Origin of the sequence: Streptomyces sp. 4F14, assembly GCF_048159485.1 — a bacterium.
Lineage (GTDB): Bacteria > Actinomycetota > Actinomycetes > Streptomycetales > Streptomycetaceae > Streptomyces.
In genome coordinates this window covers 278,691-295,968 of sequence record NZ_JBLRVY010000001.1, presented here as the reverse complement: position 1 = coordinate 295,968, position 17,278 = coordinate 278,691, and the positions used below count along the sequence as shown (strand labels likewise).

Annotated in this window: 19 protein-coding genes; 6 read left to right on the top strand and 13 right to left on the bottom strand. The window is 71.2% G+C overall.

Going from position 1 to position 17,278, the window contains the following annotated elements; genetic code table 11:
- Positions 1-12 precede the first annotated feature (12 nt).
- Positions 13-1,353, bottom strand: coding sequence for an MFS transporter (locus ACLZOT_RS01175; RefSeq protein ID WP_416966740.1), 1,341 nt, complete (start codon positions 1,351-1,353; stop codon positions 13-15).
- A 113-nt stretch (positions 1,354-1,466) separates the two neighbouring features.
- On the opposite strand from ACLZOT_RS01175, the gene ACLZOT_RS01170 reads away from it, so the two are divergent.
- Together ACLZOT_RS01170 and ACLZOT_RS01165 are read left to right on the top strand one after the other, a co-directional pair.
- Positions 1,467-1,826: an ArsR/SmtB family transcription factor gene (locus ACLZOT_RS01170; protein WP_416966739.1), complete on the top strand. Its 360-nt coding sequence runs from the start codon at positions 1,467-1,469 to the stop codon at positions 1,824-1,826.
- Between the two features lie 123 nt (positions 1,827-1,949).
- Positions 1,950-2,699 (top strand): methyltransferase domain-containing protein, encoded by a 750-nt coding sequence (locus ACLZOT_RS01165; protein WP_416966738.1) that lies wholly within the window; start codon positions 1,950-1,952, stop codon positions 2,697-2,699.
- Here ACLZOT_RS01165 and ACLZOT_RS01160 read toward each other — a convergent pair.
- Both ACLZOT_RS01160 and ACLZOT_RS01155 read right to left on the bottom strand, forming a co-directional pair.
- The gene (locus ACLZOT_RS01160; protein ID WP_416966737.1) at positions 2,683-3,159 is read right to left on the bottom strand and encodes a transposase; all 477 of its coding nucleotides are present in this window, start codon (positions 3,157-3,159) and stop codon (positions 2,683-2,685) included. The genes ACLZOT_RS01165 and ACLZOT_RS01160 overlap by 17 nt on opposite strands.
- Before the next feature lie 104 nt (positions 3,160-3,263).
- The gene (locus ACLZOT_RS01155; protein WP_416966736.1) at positions 3,264-4,421 is read right to left on the bottom strand and encodes a hypothetical protein; all 1,158 of its coding nucleotides are present in this window, start codon (positions 4,419-4,421) and stop codon (positions 3,264-3,266) included.
- 248 nt (positions 4,422-4,669) lie between these two features.
- Here ACLZOT_RS01155 and ACLZOT_RS01150 point away from each other — a divergent pair, with 248 nt between their 5' ends.
- From ACLZOT_RS01150 to ACLZOT_RS01140, 3 genes are read left to right on the top strand one after another with little or no spacing between them, the layout of a single operon-like run.
- Positions 4,670-5,920 carry a DUF418 domain-containing protein gene (locus tag ACLZOT_RS01150; RefSeq protein WP_416966735.1) on the top strand — a complete coding sequence of 417 codons (1,251 nt, stop codon included), beginning with the start codon at positions 4,670-4,672 and terminating at the stop codon, positions 5,918-5,920.
- Positions 5,921-5,939: 19 nt separating this feature from the next.
- Positions 5,940-7,130 carry a sensor histidine kinase gene (locus tag ACLZOT_RS01145; protein ID WP_416966955.1) on the top strand — a complete coding sequence of 397 codons (1,191 nt, stop codon included), beginning with the start codon at positions 5,940-5,942 and terminating at the stop codon, positions 7,128-7,130.
- Positions 7,127-7,810 carry a response regulator gene (locus tag ACLZOT_RS01140; RefSeq protein ID WP_416966734.1) on the top strand — a complete coding sequence of 228 codons (684 nt, stop codon included), beginning with the start codon at positions 7,127-7,129 and terminating at the stop codon, positions 7,808-7,810. The genes ACLZOT_RS01145 and ACLZOT_RS01140 overlap by 4 nt, the downstream gene beginning before the upstream one ends.
- Positions 7,811-7,921: 111 nt before the next feature.
- On the opposite strand, the gene ACLZOT_RS01135 is transcribed toward ACLZOT_RS01140, so the two are convergent.
- On the bottom strand, positions 7,922-8,629 hold the full coding sequence (locus ACLZOT_RS01135; protein WP_416966733.1) for a class I SAM-dependent methyltransferase: 708 nt from the start codon (positions 8,627-8,629) through the stop codon (positions 7,922-7,924).
- A gap of 214 nt (positions 8,630-8,843) precedes the next feature.
- Here ACLZOT_RS01135 and ACLZOT_RS01130 point away from each other — a divergent pair, with 214 nt between their 5' ends.
- On the top strand, positions 8,844-9,494 hold the full coding sequence (locus ACLZOT_RS01130; protein ID WP_416966732.1) for a response regulator: 651 nt from the start codon (positions 8,844-8,846) through the stop codon (positions 9,492-9,494).
- Between the two features lie 4 nt (positions 9,495-9,498).
- Here the strand turns inward: ACLZOT_RS01130 and ACLZOT_RS01125 are convergent, their stop codons facing one another.
- The 9 genes from ACLZOT_RS01125 to ACLZOT_RS01085 all read right to left on the bottom strand — a co-directional run bounded on the left by ACLZOT_RS01125 (position 9,499) and on the right by ACLZOT_RS01085 (position 17,174).
- The gene (locus tag ACLZOT_RS01125; RefSeq protein WP_416966731.1) at positions 9,499-10,503 is read right to left on the bottom strand and encodes an MsnO8 family LLM class oxidoreductase; all 1,005 of its coding nucleotides are present in this window, start codon (positions 10,501-10,503) and stop codon (positions 9,499-9,501) included.
- Entirely contained in the window at positions 10,500-11,045 is a 546-nt protein-coding gene (locus tag ACLZOT_RS01120) for a flavin reductase family protein (protein ID WP_416966730.1), read from the bottom strand. Before ACLZOT_RS01120 ends, ACLZOT_RS01125 begins: the two co-directional genes overlap by 4 nt.
- Positions 11,042-12,382 carry an NtaA/DmoA family FMN-dependent monooxygenase gene (locus tag ACLZOT_RS01115; protein WP_416966729.1) on the bottom strand — a complete coding sequence of 447 codons (1,341 nt, stop codon included), beginning with the start codon at positions 12,380-12,382 and terminating at the stop codon, positions 11,042-11,044. Before ACLZOT_RS01115 ends, ACLZOT_RS01120 begins: the two co-directional genes overlap by 4 nt.
- An 83-nt stretch (positions 12,383-12,465) precedes the next feature.
- On the bottom strand, positions 12,466-13,203 hold the full coding sequence (locus ACLZOT_RS01110; protein ID WP_416966728.1) for an NADPH-dependent F420 reductase: 738 nt from the start codon (positions 13,201-13,203) through the stop codon (positions 12,466-12,468).
- A gap of 104 nt (positions 13,204-13,307) precedes the next feature.
- Entirely contained in the window at positions 13,308-13,901 is a 594-nt protein-coding gene (locus tag ACLZOT_RS01105; protein WP_416966727.1) for a TetR/AcrR family transcriptional regulator, read from the bottom strand.
- Positions 13,902-14,105: 204 nt separating this feature from the next.
- Positions 14,106-14,804 (bottom strand): nitroreductase, encoded by a 699-nt coding sequence (locus tag ACLZOT_RS01100; protein WP_416966954.1) that lies wholly within the window; start codon positions 14,802-14,804, stop codon positions 14,106-14,108.
- 447 nt (positions 14,805-15,251) lie between these two features.
- Positions 15,252-15,389, bottom strand: a complete 138-nt coding sequence (locus tag ACLZOT_RS01095) for a hypothetical protein (protein WP_416966726.1) — start codon at positions 15,387-15,389, stop codon at positions 15,252-15,254.
- Positions 15,390-15,481: 92 nt separating this feature from the next.
- On the bottom strand, positions 15,482-15,856 hold the full coding sequence (sepF, locus tag ACLZOT_RS01090) for a cell division protein SepF (RefSeq protein ID WP_416966953.1): 375 nt from the start codon (positions 15,854-15,856) through the stop codon (positions 15,482-15,484).
- A 748-nt stretch (positions 15,857-16,604) separates the two neighbouring features.
- Positions 16,605-17,174 carry a MarR family winged helix-turn-helix transcriptional regulator gene (locus tag ACLZOT_RS01085; protein ID WP_416966725.1) on the bottom strand — a complete coding sequence of 190 codons (570 nt, stop codon included), beginning with the start codon at positions 17,172-17,174 and terminating at the stop codon, positions 16,605-16,607.
- Between the last annotated feature and the right edge of the window lie 104 nt (positions 17,175-17,278).

Sequence of the window (17,278 nt, the reverse complement as noted above, 5' to 3'; positions counted from 1 at the left end):
CGACCGCGAGAATCACGATCCGCTGACCCCGGACAGGTGACGGTGGAGCACGTCCCCGGCGAGCCCGTGACTGTGCCGCCAGGCCACCCCGACCCGGGCCGCCCCGGCGAGGTGGGGGTGGTCGGGGCACAGCCCGGTGTGGGTGTGGACGGTGCCGGGGTCCCGCCACAGTCGTACGGCCAGCAGCGCCGCGCCCGCCGCGACCGCGCCCAGCGTGAGCGCGGCCGCCCGGAGTCCGGCCGCCGCGCCGAGCCATCCGGCGAGCGGGTACGTCAGGAGCCAGGCGCCGTGGGAGAGGGAGAACTGCGCGGCGAAGGCGGCCGTACGTTCCCGGGGCGGGGCGGCGTCGCGGATCAGCCGTCCGGTCGGGGTCAGCACCATCGAGCAGGCGGCGCCGAACGCGGCCCACAGCGCGAGGAGCGCGGGCAGCCGCCAGGTGCCCTCCGAGGCGGTGGTGAGTGCGGCGAGGCCCGCGAAGACGGCGCCCAGCAGCAGCGCGCCGCGCAGCATGACCGTGCGGTCGGCGGCGCCCCGGTCCAGGAGGCGGGGCAGGGCCAGGGCGACGGCCATGGACCCGGCCCCGTACGCGCCGAGGGCGAGGGGTACGGCTCCGGCGGACAGGCCGAGGAAGTCCCGTACGTAGACGACCGAGTTGACGGTGACCATGGCGCTCGCGGCGGCGACCGCGAGGTTCAGGGCGAGCAGGGCGCGCAGGGCGGGGAGTGTGAAGAAGAGCCGTGAGCCGGCCGTCGCCTTCGCACAGGCGCCGCCGGTCCGTGCGGCGGGTTTCGGCAGGGGCGTGGAGACGACGAGCGCGGCGGAGGCGAGGAAGCCGACGACGGTCCCGGAGAACAGCCAGGTGTACGGCATGACGGTCAGCAGGGCTGCCGCGAGCGCCGGGGAGAACAGGCTCTCCAGGTCGTAGGCGAGCCGGGACAGCGACAGCGCGCGCGTGTAGTCGCGTTCCTCGGGCAGCGCGTCCGGGACGACGGCCTGGAAGGCCGGGGTGAACGCGGCCGACGCGGACTGGAGGAGGAAGACCAGGACGTACACCTGCCAGACCTGGTCGACGAACGGCAGCAGCAGCGCGACCCCGGCGCGGATCAGGTCGGCGCTCACCATCAGCGTGCGGCGCGGCAGCCGGTCGGCGACCGCGCCGACGGCCGGGGCGATCGCGACGTACGCCGTCATCTTGATGGCGAGGGCGGTGCCGAGGACCTGGCCGGCGTCGGCGCCCGCCAGGTCGTACGCCAGCAGGCCGAGCGCGACCGTCGCGAGGCCGGTGCCGATGAGGGCGATGACCTGGGCGGCGAAGAGGTGGCGGTAGGTGCGGTCGCGCAGGACGGAGAGCATGGTGCGGCTCCTGGGCTGCCGGGGAGGCGGGCTGCCGCCAGTGTAGCCAACATGTGCGCACCTATGCACATGATGGTCGCCTCGCTCCGCCGTCCGGCCTCTACCCTGGCACCATGCCTGAAAGCCACGCGGTCTCACCTGCGGCCGGTACGCATCTACGCGCCCCCGACAGCGCCCGGCTCGCCGAGGCGACCGGGGTGTTCGCGATGCTGTCGGACGCCACCCGGCTGCACCTGCTGTGGCTGCTGGCGCAGGGCGAGTCGGACGTCGGCACCCTCACCGAGCGGTGCGACGCCTCCCGTACGGCGGTCAGCCAGCACCTCGGCAAGCTGCGCCTCGCCGGACTCGTCGACACCCGGCGCGAGGGCCGCCACATCCACTACCGGCTCAGCGACGGTCACCTGCGCCGTCTGGTCCTGGAGGCGCTCAGCCACGCCGACCACCGGGTCAGCGGGCAGGCTCCGCACGACTGAGGACCGCGCCTGTCCGGCTGTTTACCGACAGGTCGGGGATTTCGTCATAAAAGAAGCCAGGCTTCTGGAATGGTGAGGGTGTCGAGCTGAGACGTATGTCCGACGAGGACAGCAGGGGGCGGAATGTCTGTGGTGAAGTCCGGGGTCAAGCGGCTTCTGGGGCGTGCTGGATTCGACATCGTGCGCAGCACCAGAATCCAGGGCGGGGTCGACGAGTTCATCCCGTTCGAGGCGACGATGAGCGCCGCGCGGGCGGCCGGTCTGTCGGTCGGTGACTACATCGACGAGGTCATGAACGGGACTCCTGGCGCCACCCGGTCCACCGTCGACCGGCTCCGTGCGCTGGGCGTCTTCGCCGACGGCCCGCGGACCGTGCTGGAGATAGGTCCCGGGTCCGGGCGGTACCTGGAGAAGACGCTGCGGGAATGTTCGCCCGACCGGTACGAGATCTACGAGACGGCCGCGCCCTGGGCCGGCTACCTCGTGGAGGCGTTCGGCGTGGTCGCCCTGCCGACCACCGGATGCAGCCTCGCCCCGACACCCGACGCCAGCGTCGACCTCGTCCAGGCCCACAAGGTCTTCAACACCGTGACCTTCCTCCACGCCTCCCGCTACTTCTTCGAGATGGCCCGCGTCACGCGGCCCGGTGGGCGGATCGTCTTCGACGTCATGACGGAGACCTGCCTGGACCCGGTCGCGGTGCGCACCTGGGCGACGAAGGGCGGCGACGGACACGGCTCCTTCCCGGCCGCCATGCCCCGCCGCACCTGCGTGGACCTCTTCGAGACCCTCGGCTGCGACCTGGAGGCCGGCTTCCTGGCCCCCCTGGGCGTCGCCTCCACCGAGGTGCTCGTCTTCAGGAAGCGGACCTGACCGACCAGGGGCAGTCGGCCCGCCTCCGGCAGGGCCCGCACCTCGCTATCCGTCCCTCCGCACTCCACGCGTCCCGCGTCCGCGTGTTCGCACCCGTCTCCGTCCGCAGCCGGGCCGCGTCGAGGAGGTGCCGGGATACGGCGGTCAGGTCCGGGCCGGCGCGTCTGCGCAGGAGGTCTTCGTGCAGCCGGGTCCACACGTGGGCGTCGGACCAGATCAGGAAACGCCGGTGAACCGTCGACTTCGAGACACCGAAGCAGGGCGGCAGTGAACGCCAGGCGCAGCCGCTGACCAGGACGTAGACGATCGCGGCGAACAGTGCCTCGTCGGAGGTGTTCGCCGTACCGCCGCCCTGGGGGCGCGTCCTGGGTTCCGGGACGAGCGTGCGGGCCGTGTCCCACAGGCCGTCGGGCACGATCCAGTGCCAGGGGGATGCGGGTGCGGTCGAGGGGGTGGCCACGTCTCGTCCAGCTCCGTTCGTGATCGGGGGGATCGGACAGCACCGTGGCCGCTCGGGCTGGGACGGACCCGAGCGGCCACGGTACTGATGTCGTCCGGCGGCCCCTACTTGTTCAAGGTGCAGGTGGCAAGGGCATTGACCTGCCGCTGACCGGCCGAGCCACCGACTGCGGCGACGATGCGGTTGATCGTGGCGACGCGCTTGTCCTTCAGCGGGTTGAGAATCGCGTTCTGTACGAGGTTGGCGCCGCCCTGGCCCGTCGATGCGGCGAGACGGTTGTTCGCCTCCTGGATCTGCGTGGTCAGCAGGGCGAGTTCGCGGTTGACGGCGGTCTGGGCGGCAGCGGGGACGGCGCGGAGGCGGGACGCGATGTCGGGGCAGTTCACGGTCTTCACGGCAGCGGCGTTGTTGTTGCCGGCGTTGTTGTTGCCGGCGTTGTTGTTACCGCCGTTGTTGTTACCGCCGTTGTTGTTACCGCCGTTGTTGTTACCGCCGTTGTTGTTGCCGCCGTTCTGGTTACCGCCGTTGTTGTCACCGCCGTTGTTGTCACCGGCCGCGCCACCGGCGTTGTTGCCGCAGTTGTTGCCCTGCGCACCGCCGTTGCCCTGCTGTGCCGCACCGGCTCCGGCACCTTGCGCGGCGCCCCCGGCGTTGTTGCCCTGCTGAGCGGCTCCACCACCGTTGCCCTGCTGCGCAGCGCCGTTCCCCGCGTGACCGTTGTTGTTCTGCTGGCCCGCCGCGCCGTTGCCCTGCCGCATGCCCCCGTTGTTCTGCGCGGCACCTCCGGCGTTGTTCCCGCCATTGCCCTGCTGCGCAGCCCCACCACCGTTCCCCGCGTGACCGTTGTTGTTCTGCTGGCCCGCCGCGCCGTTGCCTTGCTGCATGCCCTCGTTGTTCTGCGCGGCGCCCCCGGCGTTGTTGCCCTGCTGAGCGGCTCCACCACCGTTCCCCGCGTGGCCGTTGTTGTTCTGCCGGCCCGCCGCGCCCTGGCCCTGCTGCATACCCCCGTTGTTCTGCGCGGTGCCGTTCTCCTTCCTTCCTGCACCGGCAGCGTTGCCTCCGCCGTTGCCCTGGGCCGCGACGTCCGGGCAGTTCACGGTGGCGGTGGCCCTTTTCGTCGTGGCCTCGGATTCGTCCGAGCCGGACTGCCCGGCCAGCGCGGAACCGGCGATCACCGCGCCGGACAGCACGACGGCGGCCGAGCCACCGATCAGGGCGATACGGCGCTTGCGGTACTTGGGAAGAGCCCTGGACATAGTCATGCCTCAATCTGTTCGAGGGGAGGTGGATTCTCGAAACGCGGCGCCTGCGTTCGGGGAGAAGTACGCGGGCATTCGGTTCTCCGCTCAACGCGTCATGAGGTTTCTTCGAAATTATTTTCAGATGGCCTTCTATCAGCGTGTCCTATGTGGCATTGCGGCCCCGATCCGCCTCCTCCCCCAAAGTGATGAGGCCCATTCCCCCCTTTCGGTTGAGGCGGCCGCCACCTCGCCCCGCCTAGCCTCATGACATGCGGAAAGGCACCCCAGTCGGCCGTGTCGCGTCCTTGGACGTGCTGCGCGGACTGGCGATCATCGGTACGTTGCTCACGAATATCTGGCTCTTCGTCCCGGCTTCCTGGGGCCTGTACGACATAAAAGGAGAGGCGCTGACCGGGCTCATATCAGAGCCCTGGCAAATGCGTCTCTCCCGCGTTTCGGACATGGTGTCCAACGGAAAGTTCCTTTCCTTGTTGTCGATCCTGTTCGGCGTCGGCATGGCGATACAGTTCGAGTCGGCTCTCCGTCACGGACACCGATGGCCCTGGCGTTACGAGTGGCGTTCGCTCCTGCTTCTCGCGGACGGCTTCCTGCACTTCGCGCTCGTCTTCGAGTTCGACATCCTCATGGGCTACGCGCTGGTGGCGATGGTGGTCGCGCCGCTGCTGCGGCTGCGTACCCGCTGGCTGGTCCTGGCCGCGACGGCGGCTGGAGGCTTCCACCTGTTCATGCAGATCCGGGACGCGCGGGGCATCCCCATCCGCAGCGGCGAATTCACGGACCCGCCGGACGACGGCACCATCCCGGTGCCCGAGCCGCTCTCCTACGCCGACGAGATCGTCAACCGGCTCAGCAACTTCTGGGACCTCCGCTCGGAGGCGTTCATCACCGCTCCCCCGCTGTCGGCCTTCTTGTTCATCACGGGCGTCCTGCTGTGGCGCGCGGGCCTGTTCAGGGCGGACGAACGGGCGAAGCGGCTGAGCGTCCGGCTGGCGGCGGCCGGCCTCGGTGCGGGTGTCCCCCTGACGGTGTGGCCGAGCCTGGACCTGCCCGGCTCGGAGGTGCTCGGCTCCCTGTCCCGCTACACCGTCGCGCCGATCGTGGCCTTCGGCTATCTGGGACTCGTCCTGGTCCTCCTGCGACGCGGCGGCGGGCGTGGCTTCCTGAGCCGGCAGCTCGCCGCGGTGGGCCGTACCGCGCTGTCGTGCTACATGCTGCAGAACGTCCTCGCGATGGTCGCCTTCAACTCCTGGGGCCTGCGGCTGGGTCCGTTGGACAGTGTCGGAACTCTCCTCGCCTGGGCGGTGATCAGCGGGATACTGATGCTCGCCGCGTCCCTGTGGCTACGGCGTTTCCGGCAGGGTCCGTTCGAACTGGTGTGGAGGGCGGCTGTCGAGGCGCCCTTCCGACGCGGTGACCGCAGGCGTGCCGAGGAGGCCGCAGCTCGCCGGGAAGAACGCGAACAGCGGCACGCCAGCAGCCAGAACGCCCCGGCACCGTAACGGAGTTGCCTTGACCAGCATGCCCCCGCCGACACTCGTGCCCCGCCCGCACCGCGCGACCGTCGCCGCCCTGATCGCCGTGGCGGCGGGGCTGGATCTCGGCGACGCCCACTGGTTCGGGTTCACGACGTCCTGGCTGGCCGTCATCGCCGTGGCCGGTGCCACCCTCGGCGTCTCCCTCGCCTGGCGCCGCGTCCGGCCGACGGCGGCGCTCGTGGTCGCGGGCCTGGGGTACCTCGTCTCCTGGGTGACCGTCGTCGCCTTCCCGGACTCGGTCCTGCTGCCGACGATGGCCCAAGCCGCCCTGTGGGTCGTGGTGTTCGGCCAGATCGCCGAGGGCACCGACAGGATGCGGCTGGCCGCCATCTGCGTACTCGGCACCTGCATCACCTTGGAGGGCCTCCAGAGCCTGCGGATGGTCAGCCGCGACGACGTGCCGACGACGATGCTGCTCTACAACGCGATGACGTCGATGTTCGTCCCGCTGGTCCTGTGCACCGCCGCCGACGCCGTACGCGGCCGTATCCAGCTCGCCACCGCTCAGGCGGCGCAGGCGCAGCGGCTGCGGGAGCTGGACGCGCGGGCGGCGGCGCACGGTGAACGGCTGCGGCTCGCGCGGGAGTTGCACGACGTCGTCGCCAACAGGCTGAGCGCGGTGTCGATGCGGATCACGGCGGCCGGTCATGTCCGCAGAGCGCCGGCGACGGCGGAGGGCAGGGCGCTGGACGAGATCGGCGCGGAGATCGACAGCGCGCTCGGTGAACTGCGCAGCATGCTGGGCACGTTGCGCAGCGACTCCGGCCCGGCGCTCACCGGGACGCCGCCCTCGCTGGCGGACGTGCGGGAGCTCGCCGGGTTCGCGCGGCTGGCCGGGGCCGAGGTCGAGGTCGTCGTCGCCGGGACCCCCGTACCGCTGCCCGGCGCGCTGGACCTCGCCGGGTACCGCATCCTCCAGGAGGCCCTGGCGAACGTGAGCCGGCATGCGCGGCCGCCGCGGGCGACCGTACGGGTCGACTACCGGCGCGACGGTGTGCATCTGCGGGTCGACGACGAGGGGCGTGACACCGCGCCGGGGGCGCCGCCGGGCCATGGGATCATCGGGATGCGCGAGCGGGCGGCGCTGTGCGGCGGGCGGGCGAGCGCGGGGGCCCGGCCCGGCGGCGGCTGGACCGTCGAGGCGACCCTTCCCCTGCCCGAGAGGACCACGTGACCGTCTCCATACTCCTGGCCGACGACCAGGACATGGTCCGCACCAGCATGCGCATCATGATCGACGTCGAACCCGGCCTGGAGGTGATCGGCGAGGCCGCCGACGGACACCAGGCCGTCGAACTCGCCGCGCGGCTGCGGCCGGACGTCGTCGTCATGGACATCCAGATGCCGACCATGAACGGCGTGGAGGCGACCCGCCGGATCACCGGCCTGCCCGATCCGCCGGCCGTCCTCGCGCTGACGACCTTCGACCTCGACGAGTACCTCTTCGGCATCCTGCGCGCGGGCGCCGCCGGTTTCGTCCTCAAGCACGACCCGGCGACCACGCTCCTGGAGGGCATCCGCGCGGTCGCCCGGGGCGAGGGGTTCGTCTCCCCCGGCCCCACCCTCCGGCTGATCTCCCGCGTCACGGACGACGCCCCCACGCCCCTGCCCGACACCCTGACGCCGAGGGAGCTCGACGTCCTCGCCCTCCTCGGCGAGGCCATGAGCAACACGCAGATAGCCCGGAAGCTGCGCATCGAGGAGAGCACGGTCAAGACCCACGTACAGAGCGTCCTCACCAAGCTCGAAGTCCGCACCCGCGTCCAGGCCGCCCTCCTCGCCCACCGCGCCGGCCTGCCCACCGGCACCGATTCCGCACCGAGATCAGGCGTGCCGCGACCACCGGCGCGCTGACCCGGCGCCGGCCCACGGGACGGCTGCGGCGACGCTGTGGGGGGGGCCAGGACCGTCCGGTGCGCTGGGCGAGGAAGTCGCCGGCCACGGCGATCACGAGCGGCAGGGTGTTCACAGCGAGGGCCCGGTCCCGTCGGCCGCGTCGTGCGACCGCAGGTGCCAGGCGTACGCCGGGGGCAGGTTGGCCCAGACGGTCCAGCGGCCGACGGCGTACCGGCGCTGGTAGCCGGCCATCACCTCGTCGACCGCCGCGTGCCGGCGTGCCTCGGCGCGGGAGGAGGTGAGCGCGCGTGCCGTGCGGGTGCCCAGGTAGGCGAAGTATGTCAACGTCCCGCCGGGGTGCAGGAGTTCGACGAGGCGGGACATGATCTGGTCGACCTGGTCGGGGGCGAAGTTCGTCAGGGGGAGCCCCGAGACGATCACGTCGTAGCGCTCGTCGGTCTTGAAGTCCTCCAGGTACGTCTCGTGCACCGTGGCCCGTACCGAGCGGGCCGGCAGTTCCGGGTGGGCCGCGACCAGGGTGCGCAGGCCGGTGGCGAAGCGGGGGTTGGCCTCCACGATGTCGAAGTGGCTGCCGCGCGGGAGCCGGCCGATGAGGGCGCGGGTGAAGGGGCCGGTTCCGGCGCCCACTTCCAGGACCGACAGCGGCCGGTCCCCCTGGGTGCGTACGGGTTCGGTCAGGGCCCGGGCGAGGGACCGGCCGCTGGGTGCCACCGCGCCCGTGGTCCGCAGGTCGCGGATGGCCTCGGCGAGGAAGATCCGGCCTTCGCCTCTGCGGGGGCGGGGCACGCGGTCGGGATGAGGGGTCCGGTCATTCATGATCTCGACGCTAGGAATCGGCCGCGTCCGCCGGATCGGCCGTTGTGCGATGCCGGCCCCCTACGAAAGTCGGGGGCGCCCATGGCGGATCGTCCGGGGCCGCATCTCTTTTCTCCCTCTACGGTGATGAGGGAGATCAGGAGAGCGTGGGCCCTTCGGGGGCGGCCGCCCGTCTCCCCCGCCCCACCGGCACCGCACAGAACGGCATCCGCGCATGATCCGCACCCTGATCGTCGACGACGACGCCCTGGTCCGCCTCGGTCTCGCCGATCTCCTCGGCACGGACCCGGGCATCGAGGTCGTCGCCCAGGCAACCGACGGTCTCCAGGCCGTCGAGCGGGCCCGCGCCCACCGCGTCGACGTCGCCCTCGTCGACGTACGCATGCCACACCTGGACGGCATCGCGGCGACGGCGAAACTCCGGGCTCTGCCGGACCCGCCGCGTGTGATCATCCTGACCACGTTCGACCTCGACGAGTACGTCTACAACGCGCTCTCCGCCGGGGCCGACGGGTTCCTCCTCAAGGACACCGATCCGGCGGAGATCCTGCGGGCCGTCCACCTCGTCGCGGACGGTTCGGCCATGCTGCATCCCGCCGCGGCCCGCCGGCTCATCGACCGCTACCACGCCGCCGGGCCGTCGCAGGCCGTCACGGCCCAGGCGCGGCTGGACCGGCTCACTCCCCGGGAGCGCGACGTCCTCGTCCTCGTCGCCCGGGGTGACACCAACGCGGACATCGCGGCCCGCCTCACGATGCGCGAGAGCACCGTCAAGGCCCACGTCAGCCGCATCCTCACGGCCCTGGAGGTCACCAACCGGGTCCAGGCGGCCCTGCTCGCCCGGGACGCGGGGCTGGGCGGCTGACGCGCTATCGAGGGGCGATGCCGAGGGCCTGGGCCAGCAGGGCGCGGGAGTGGGCCCGGTCCGCGGGGTCCGCGACGAGGTCCTGGACCATGATCTCGTCGACGCCGGTGGCCTTGGACATCTGCTCCAGCTGGTCGCGTACGGTCTGCGGGCTGCCGGCGAGTTCGCGGGGCCAGCGGCCGTCGGTGATGACGGTGGGCGTGTCCTTCTGGTCCTGGCTGAGTTCCCGCTCGGCTTCCTCGACCGTGGGCACCCGGGCCGCGGTCCCCTGCCGGGCCAGGCGTGCCATCAGGGCGGTCCTGGACCAGTTCAGCCGCCGTGCCTCGGCGTCGGTGCCGGCGACGACGGCGCTGACGGAGAGGATGCCGCCCGGGCCCTTGCCCCCGGAGTACGCGCTGTGGCGCAGCAGCGCGCGACCGGCCGCGTCGGGGTTGATGAAACCCGCGAAGGCGTAGCCGAGGCCGAGTTCGCCGGCCGTCCGGGCGCTGGCGCCCGAGGAGCCGAGGATCCACACGTCGGGCCGTGAGGCGAGGCCGGCGGCCGGGTTCAGGCGTGCGAAGGGGTGGTCCGCGGGGAAGCGGCCGTCGATGTGGGCGAGTACTTCCCGGACCTGTTCGGCGAAGTCGTCGGCGGGCGGCACGGCACGGTCGCGGCGCAGGGCGAGGTCGACCACGGGGCCGGCGGTGGCGCGGCCGAGGCCGAGGTCGATGCGGCCCGGTGCGAGGGCTTCGAGCTGGAGGAAGGTCTCGGCGATCTTGTAGGGGCTGTAGTGGTTGAGCAGCACCGCGCCGGAGCCGACCCGGATGCGGGAGGTGGTGGCCGCGGCCAGGGCGATGAGGATCTCGGGTGCCGTGGAAGCGGCGCTGGCGGCGTCGTGGTGCTCGGCGTACCAGATGCGGTGGTAGCCGAGGTCCTCCGCCTGTCGCGCGGCGTCGACCGCGTCCTTGAGGGCCTGGGTCCTGTCGCCGCCGGGGGCGACGGTGGCGAGTTCGACGAGGGAGAGTTTCACGGTGTTTCCGTCCTTGCTGACGGTCCGGTCGGGGGCTGCGGGGCCAGTGGCAGGTGCGTGCCGAAGGAACGCTGGTGGTGGGTGAGAGGCCCGGGGCCTTCCTCGCCGGGTTCCGCGGTGCGGACATGGGCGAGCAGGAGGGTGTGGTCGCCTGCGGTGACGTACTCGTCGACCTCGGCGGTGAGCCATGCCGCCGAGCCGGGCAGGCGGGGCAGGTCGTGGCTGGGTGACCAGAGGACGTCGTCGAACTTGTCCTCACCGGTGCGGGCGAAGGCGGCGGCGAGTGCGGCCTGACGGGTGCCGAGGATGTTGAGGCCGAAGCGTCCGGTGCGGCGGACGGTCGCCAGGAGCCGGGATCGGTTGTCCAGGGACACCAGGACCATCGGGGGTGTCAGGGACAGGGAGGTGAAGGCGCTGACCGTGGTGCCGTGCGGCCGTGGGCCGTCCATCGCGGTGACCACGGCGACCGGGGAGGCGACGGTGGCCATGGCGTCGCGGAACGCCTGGGGGGTGACGGTGCCGGGGAGGCGGGTGGTGGTCATGGCCGGGCCGTTTCCGTGACGCGGGGGTCGGTTCCGTACTGGGCACGGGCTCCGAGGTGGTCGCGGAGGGTGGGGCCCTCGTAGTCGTGGTGGAAGAGGCCGCGGTCCTGTAGGAGGGGGACGACCTGGTCGACGAAGGCGTCGACGCCGTCGTGGTAGCCGTCGATGGCGAGCGAGAAGCCGTCGCAGGCCCCGGCCTCGAACCACTGCTGCAGGTGGTCGGCGACGTCGGTGGCGGTGCCGGCGACGACCGGGTGGTAGTCGATGACGCCGTGTGCCAGGACGTCTCGTAGGGTCCAGCCCTCCCGTGCCACTTCGAGGGCGCGCGTGGAGCGTGCGTCGTGCGGGCTGGGGGCGGCGTCGGCCAACTGGCGTCCGGTGAGCGGCTCGTCGAGCTGTTCGTGGCCGAGAGGCAGACCGATCATCGCGCCGAGGTAGCGGACGCGCGCGTGCAGGTCGACGGACTCGTCCAGGAAGCGGCGTCGCTGGAGGGCGGCTTCGCGGGTGGGGGCGATGGTCGGCATGAAACCGGCGAGCATCTTCACCTCGTCGGGGTCGCGTCCGGCTCTCTTGGCCGCGTCCCGCAGGGCGCCTCGCTGGGCGATGGCGTCGTCGATCGTCATCGGGTTGGCGTAGACGCCGCTGGCGTACCGGCCGGCGAGTTCCATGCCGTAACCGCCGCCGCCCGCCTGGAAGATGACCGGCTGGCCCTGCTCGGAGGGCGGGATGGGCAGGGGGCCGCGGGAGGCGACGTGGCGGCCCCGCAGGTCGACCGGACGGATCTTGCCCATGTCGGCGAACCGCTTGCCCTCGACGTCCAGGACCCAGGCGTCCTTCTCCCAGCTGCCCCACAGGGCCTGCACGATCTGGACGACCTCGTGGGCGCGCTCGTACTTCTGCGCGCGGGGCGGGATGGTGGAGCCGAAGTTCGCCGCGGCCGCCGGGTGGGAGGTGGTGACCGCGTTCCAGCCCGCCCGGCCGTGGCTGATCACGTCCAGGGCCTTGAACTGGCGGGCGAGGGTGTAGGGCTCGTTGAAGGTGGTGGAGGCGGTGGCGACCAGGCCGATCCGCTCCGTCTCCCGGGCTATCGCGGTGAGGACCAGGAGCGGGTCGATGGGGGTGTGCGGGTGCTCGGTCTCCAGGTCCACGTCCAGGACGGGGGTGTCCGCGATGAACAGCAGCTGGATCTTGCCGCGCTCGGCGGCCTGGGCGTAGCGCACGAACTGGTCCATGTCCGTGTAGCTGGACAGGTTCGCCCCGGGCAGCCGCCACGCCCCGGGCTCGGAACCGTAGCCGCTGGTGAACTGCATGGCCAGGAGCATCTGCGGGCTTGTCATGGGTACGTCTCCGAACAGGCGGAAGAGAATCAGAGAGTGGCGCCTGACCGACAGGAACGGTCGGCGCTCTCGGGACGACGGTGTCAGCGGTGGGCGGCGCGGTTCATCTCGACGACGTCGTCCGGGGTGGGGTTGCCGGGGAGGGCGGCGAAGCGTTCGAGCATGCTGTCGCGGACGGCGGCGTCCTTGACTCGGTCGGCGGCGGCCAGGGCGGCGGGGAGTTCGTCGAGGGTCAGCTCGGTGCAGTAGGCGGGGCCCATCGGCTGCTGGCGCCACGAGTCGGCGAGGGATCCGGCGTCGTAGGGGTCGAAGCCGGTGTCGTCGACCAGGCCCATGGCCACCTTCTTCGCGCTCTCGGAGTCGCCGGCCACCGGGATCGCGATACGGCCCGCCGTGCCCGCCGGAACGCCCCGGGTGCGCTGGGTCTCGGCCAGGGCGGCGTTCCACGCCTTGACGACGGGACGGCCGAGGAGCCGGGAGGTGTACACGCTCTCCACCGTGCCGCCGTCCTCCACCTCCTCGATCCGTCCGTTGAGATGCGGGTAGTAGTTCGAGGTGTCGATGACCACGGTCCCCTCGGGGACGGCGGCGAACAGGTCCGCCAGCTTCCCCGCCACCCCGAACGGGATCGCCAGGACGATCGCGTCCCGGTCCTGGACCGACTCGTCCAGGGGTACGGCGCGGGCGCCGGTCTCCAGGACCTCGGCAGCGACGGCCCCGGCGCCCCGGGCGTCCGCCACCTGGACCTCGTGACCGGCCAGGCTCAGCTTGCGGGCCAGGTTCCCGCCGATCGCCCCGGCTCCGATAACAGTTATTTTCATGATTTGTCCTTCCGGAGGTCGTGCCACCCCAGGGGCGGCGGGAGGTGATGAAGGCATGGCGAGATCGCCGGACCGCGGTCCGGCCTCGCGTGAGGTGCCGACCGTCAGGCGCGGTGGTCCGGCTCGCGGTACCCGTCGGCGATGAGCGCCCGCAGCCGGTCGAGCGATTCCCCGGTGGCACCGGCGCCCTGGATCCAGGCGACCGAGCAGGCCGCGAGGAACAGGTCGTAGCCCGTCACCGACGGGCGCACGTGTCCGGCGTCCTGCGCGGCTCGTACGTACCCGTCGGTCGTGGCGATGAGCTCGTCGCAGGGGACGGTCAGCGGATTGTCCGGGTCCTGCGCCCTGGTCGCCGCCATGAGGGGTTCCGGCAGTCCGCTGTAGGAGCTGAGGTAGTCCTCCATCGCCCGCAGCCACCGCGACAGCGCCACACCGGCGTCGCCGAGGCCGGCGATGCCCTCGCGGCGGGCCGCCAACTCCTCGGCGCGGGACTGGAGTACGGCCGCCAGCAGGGCTTCGCGGGTGGGGAAGTGCCGGTACAGCGTTCCCGGTCCGACGCCCGCCTCCTTGGCGACCGCCTCCAGCGACGTACCGATCCCGTCCCGCAGGAAGTGACGCTGGGCCGCCTCCAGGAGGGCCGTGCGGTTGCGCTGGACGTCGGCGCGGGGTTTGCGGGCCTGCTGCTCCCTGGCGTTCATGTGCTCTCCTGCGCCCTTTCGGTACGGCGACCCGGTCGAAACGTCGAAACGGAGACTAGCTCCGCATTGCCTCCACGCTAAAGCGGAGGCGACCTCCGGTCAAGTCGGGGGTGGTTGGCCTGCGCGTGAGCGCCGCACCCGTGAACGCCGCCCGCACCCTCATCCGCGATGCCGCTTCGACGCCGCTCCGGCAGAGAGCAACCCCTACTCGTCGAGGACCCCTGACGTTTCATGCAGGACGACGCTCCGCTTCAGCGGGACCCGTCCCACGCGGAAGCTGTTGGCAGGTGCGGTCCGGTCGGCGGTGCCGAAGGAGATGCCGAACAGCAGCTTGAGGTCCCCGGGGACACCCAGGGCCTCGCGGACGGTGTCGGCGTAGAACCCGAGCATGGTCTGCGGGATTCCGTCGAGGCCGCGGGCCGTCAGCGAGAGCAGGAAGTTCTGGGCGTACATGCCGATGTCCCCGGCCGCCCGCACCCCGTCGCCGAAGGCCGGCATGAAGAGAAAGGCTGCGTGAGGTGCGCCGAAGAAGTTCAGGTTCTCCCGGGCCGCAGCCCTCCTGGCCGTCCGGTCCGAGCGCGGTATACCCATGGCCCGGTAGAGGGTCGCGGCCTGGTCGTGCGCCCGGTCCAGGTAGGCGCCCTCGCCGAAGTCGGCGTAGCTGAAGGTGAAGTCGGAGGAGAAGCGCTCCTCCTCGTCGGCCTGGAGCAGTTCCTTGCTCAGGGCGTCCCTGGCCGCACCGGAGACGACGTGCACCGTCCACGGCTGGGTGTTGCAGTTCGACGGGGCGGTTTGCGCGTCCTGTAATACGCCGCGGATGTCGGCGGGGGACACCGGAGCGGGCAGGAACTTCCGTACGGAGCGCCGGGATCGCGCGAGGTCGGTGAAGGGGACGGCCGTCACGGGCAAGGCGGTTCTCCTGAAGGTGTGTTCGGATCGCGATGGCGGGGCGGACGGGTTCGGCGCCCTCCCTCACCCTGGAACACGGCGGGGGGGCTCACTCCCTGAGGTTCATAGCCTCCGACCTGGAGCGATGCCGCGACAAGGCAAAGCGGAGGATGTCTCCGCATGAGGTCAAGCGTAAAACGGAGGCAGCATCCGGTCAACTCCCCGCCGCCCCGCCGGCCCCGATCGTGAAGACGATGACCTCTTTTGCGCCAGATTCCCGCCCTCGGGCGCACCAATGCGAAACCCTGGCGAGCCCGCAGCGTCAGCGATTCCAGGGAGTGCGATTACGCTTGCGGCACAGGAAGGCCCTGCCGACGCCATGACGACCGACAGGGCCAACCCGCTCGGGAGAAACCCGCAGCATCACGGCCCCGGCGTCCTACCGTCGGGGCCGTGCCCGTGTCAGGCGCCGAAAAGACGCCTGATCGTCAGATCGATCACGAGCGCTGTCACCAGCGCCAGAAACTGACCGACAGAGCCGAGCATGCGGCGGGGTTCCCGGTGGGCCTGGCGATCTTCACCATGGTCCGAGCCGGGCATTCTCTCCACCTCCCCTCCGGGCTCCGTGAGCCCTGTGGAGAACCCGCACGACATGCGGATCCCCCAGCGAACTCACGCCCCCGCGAGGAGCGTTACGCGGAATCCACTCTAGATGGCGACAACAGGAACACCTTCTGCGTCACCCGCTCAATACCGTCATGCGGCTCAAACACCAGACCGGCGGCGAAGTCGACAAGTCCCCTTACTTGCGCGTGATCCAGCACAGCCGGACTCACGATCAACGGCGTTCCTTCGCCGCGGTGCCCTCTGAAGTCACGGGCCTCGGCACGAGCCCGGGACGAGGCTCGGTGATCCGTAAAGCTCTCGCACGCGTTCACACGTGACGGACACCACGACCCGCGGAATCCCGGCAGCACTCGCCGACGAACCAGCCCCAGCCTGTCCGCGAGAACCCATGTCGACAAGACAGGGGCGCGGGAACATATGTCCGACCCGTTCACGCGCATTCCCACACCGTCCGCCGCTTGCCGCCGCGGAAACGTGTGCCTGCCGCATTCGATGTGCCAACTCCCGTCGAGATCCTGGAATCCGGCGAGATTGTCCGCGGGGGTACGGCCCGTCCACTTACCCTGCACTTCCAGCCACCCCAGCCGCGTATCCCCCTTCGCCTCGCCCACGAACAGCGTGACCTGCCCGCCTGCACGACGAACCGGGTCTTCGCACCCGCCCCCGGCACCAGCGCACCGCCCGCCCCGAGGGCGACCGGCTCGGAGCGCTTGCGTACTGCGGCCACGTCCGCCTCCCCCGGGGAAAGTGATGGGCCGCGTCCAGGTCCTCACTGGTCCAGAGACAAGCAGTGAGCGTGAAGTGGGAGCACCCATCGCGAACGGCCCTCGTCTCCCTCGCCGCCGGTCCCATCGCCAACCTCATCCCGGGAACGGTCACTGGCACTGGCGTCGTCGGCACCGTCCCGTACACCAGTGGCCCGATCACGGTGACTTGGGCCACCGCGGACGTACGGCGTGGTCGGCAACTCCGCCGCCGCCTCGCTGCCCCCCGGGGACTTCGCAAGCTGAGGAAGCCGGCCGACCCGGCAAACTCGGAGATACGCGGCCTGTTGAAGACATGAGCGGCGTCACCGGAGTCCGCGCGGTACATGCCCTGCGGGTGCCGTTGGGCGGCATTCTGGTCTGCCCTCACCGCCATACCGGAGCGGGCAGCCGGAAGAGACCCAAGTCGGGCCCGGCCGGTGGGTCAGTCTCTGGGGCGGCGGCCGCTGCGGCGTGGCGCGGGTTCCGCGCCGTCGAGGAGTTCCAGGCGGCGTTCCTCGCCGTGGGTCTCGACCTGGACGACGATCCGGCGCAGAGCGTCCGCGGTGGCCAGGCATTCCGGGACGGTGAGGGGGGAGGCGACGAACGCCTCCTCCGCGTTGAACTCCGGGAAGAGGTCCTGCATCAGGGCCTCGCCCTTGTCCGTGAGGGCGAGCAGGACCCGTCGGCCGTCGGAGGGGTGGGCGCTGCGCCGGACGAGTCCCCGCGTCTCCAGTGTGCGGGCCACACCTGTCAGGGTGCCCTTGGAGATGCCCGCCTCCTCGGCGACGAGGCGGGTCTCCGTCTCGCCCGAGATCCATACGACCCAGAGCACGACGAACCCGGTCCACGTCAGGTCCGAGCCCCGCAGTACCGAGTTCTCGACGTGCTGGCGGACCGCGGCGGCGGCCCGGTGGATGTTCGCGACGACGGCCATCTGCTCATGGCGGATGGGTGTGTCACCCAGCTTGGCCCTGACCAGCTTCTCGGTCTCGATGATGGACCGCTGCACCATCACTGCACCTCCGACGCGATGCGGACCTGGTCCGGCCCCCACAAAATCGTTCGGCTCAAAATCATACGTGCCGTGCCGTCCGCCTCTTCGGCGGGCGGATTCCG

Bases quoted from the DNA above. Each gene is read 5' to 3' on its own strand.
- ACLZOT_RS01110 (WP_416966728.1), bottom strand. From the start codon at position 13,203: ATGAAAATAACTGTTATCGGAGCCGGGGCGATCGGCGGGAACCTGGCC.
- ACLZOT_RS01085 (WP_416966725.1), bottom strand. From the start codon at position 17,174: ATGGTGCAGCGGTCCATCATCGAGACCGAGAAGCTGGTCAGGGCCAAG.
- ACLZOT_RS01170 (WP_416966739.1), top strand. From the start codon at position 1,467: ATGCCTGAAAGCCACGCGGTCTCACCTGCGGCCGGTACGCATCTACGC.
- ACLZOT_RS01175 (WP_416966740.1), bottom strand. From the start codon at position 1,353: ATGCTCTCCGTCCTGCGCGACCGCACCTACCGCCACCTCTTCGCCGCC.
- ACLZOT_RS01120 (WP_416966730.1), bottom strand. From the start codon at position 11,045: ATGACCACCACCCGCCTCCCCGGCACCGTCACCCCCCAGGCGTTCCGC.
- sepF (WP_416966953.1), bottom strand. From the start codon at position 15,856: ATGCGCGTGAACGGGTCGGACATATGTTCCCGCGCCCCTGTCTTGTCG.
- ACLZOT_RS01130 (WP_416966732.1), top strand. From the start codon at position 8,844: ATGATCCGCACCCTGATCGTCGACGACGACGCCCTGGTCCGCCTCGGT.
- ACLZOT_RS01145 (WP_416966955.1), top strand. From the start codon at position 5,940: ATGCCCCCGCCGACACTCGTGCCCCGCCCGCACCGCGCGACCGTCGCC.
- ACLZOT_RS01115 (WP_416966729.1), bottom strand. From the start codon at position 12,382: ATGACAAGCCCGCAGATGCTCCTGGCCATGCAGTTCACCAGCGGCTAC.
- ACLZOT_RS01165 (WP_416966738.1), top strand. From the start codon at position 1,950: ATGTCTGTGGTGAAGTCCGGGGTCAAGCGGCTTCTGGGGCGTGCTGGA.
- ACLZOT_RS01095 (WP_416966726.1), bottom strand. From the start codon at position 15,389: ATGCCCGGCTCGGACCATGGTGAAGATCGCCAGGCCCACCGGGAACCC.
- ACLZOT_RS01155 (WP_416966736.1), bottom strand. From the start codon at position 4,421: ATGACTATGTCCAGGGCTCTTCCCAAGTACCGCAAGCGCCGTATCGCC.
- ACLZOT_RS01105 (WP_416966727.1), bottom strand. From the start codon at position 13,901: ATGAACGCCAGGGAGCAGCAGGCCCGCAAACCCCGCGCCGACGTCCAG.
- ACLZOT_RS01135 (WP_416966733.1), bottom strand. From the start codon at position 8,629: ATGAATGACCGGACCCCTCATCCCGACCGCGTGCCCCGCCCCCGCAGA.
- ACLZOT_RS01150 (WP_416966735.1), top strand. From the start codon at position 4,670: ATGCGGAAAGGCACCCCAGTCGGCCGTGTCGCGTCCTTGGACGTGCTG.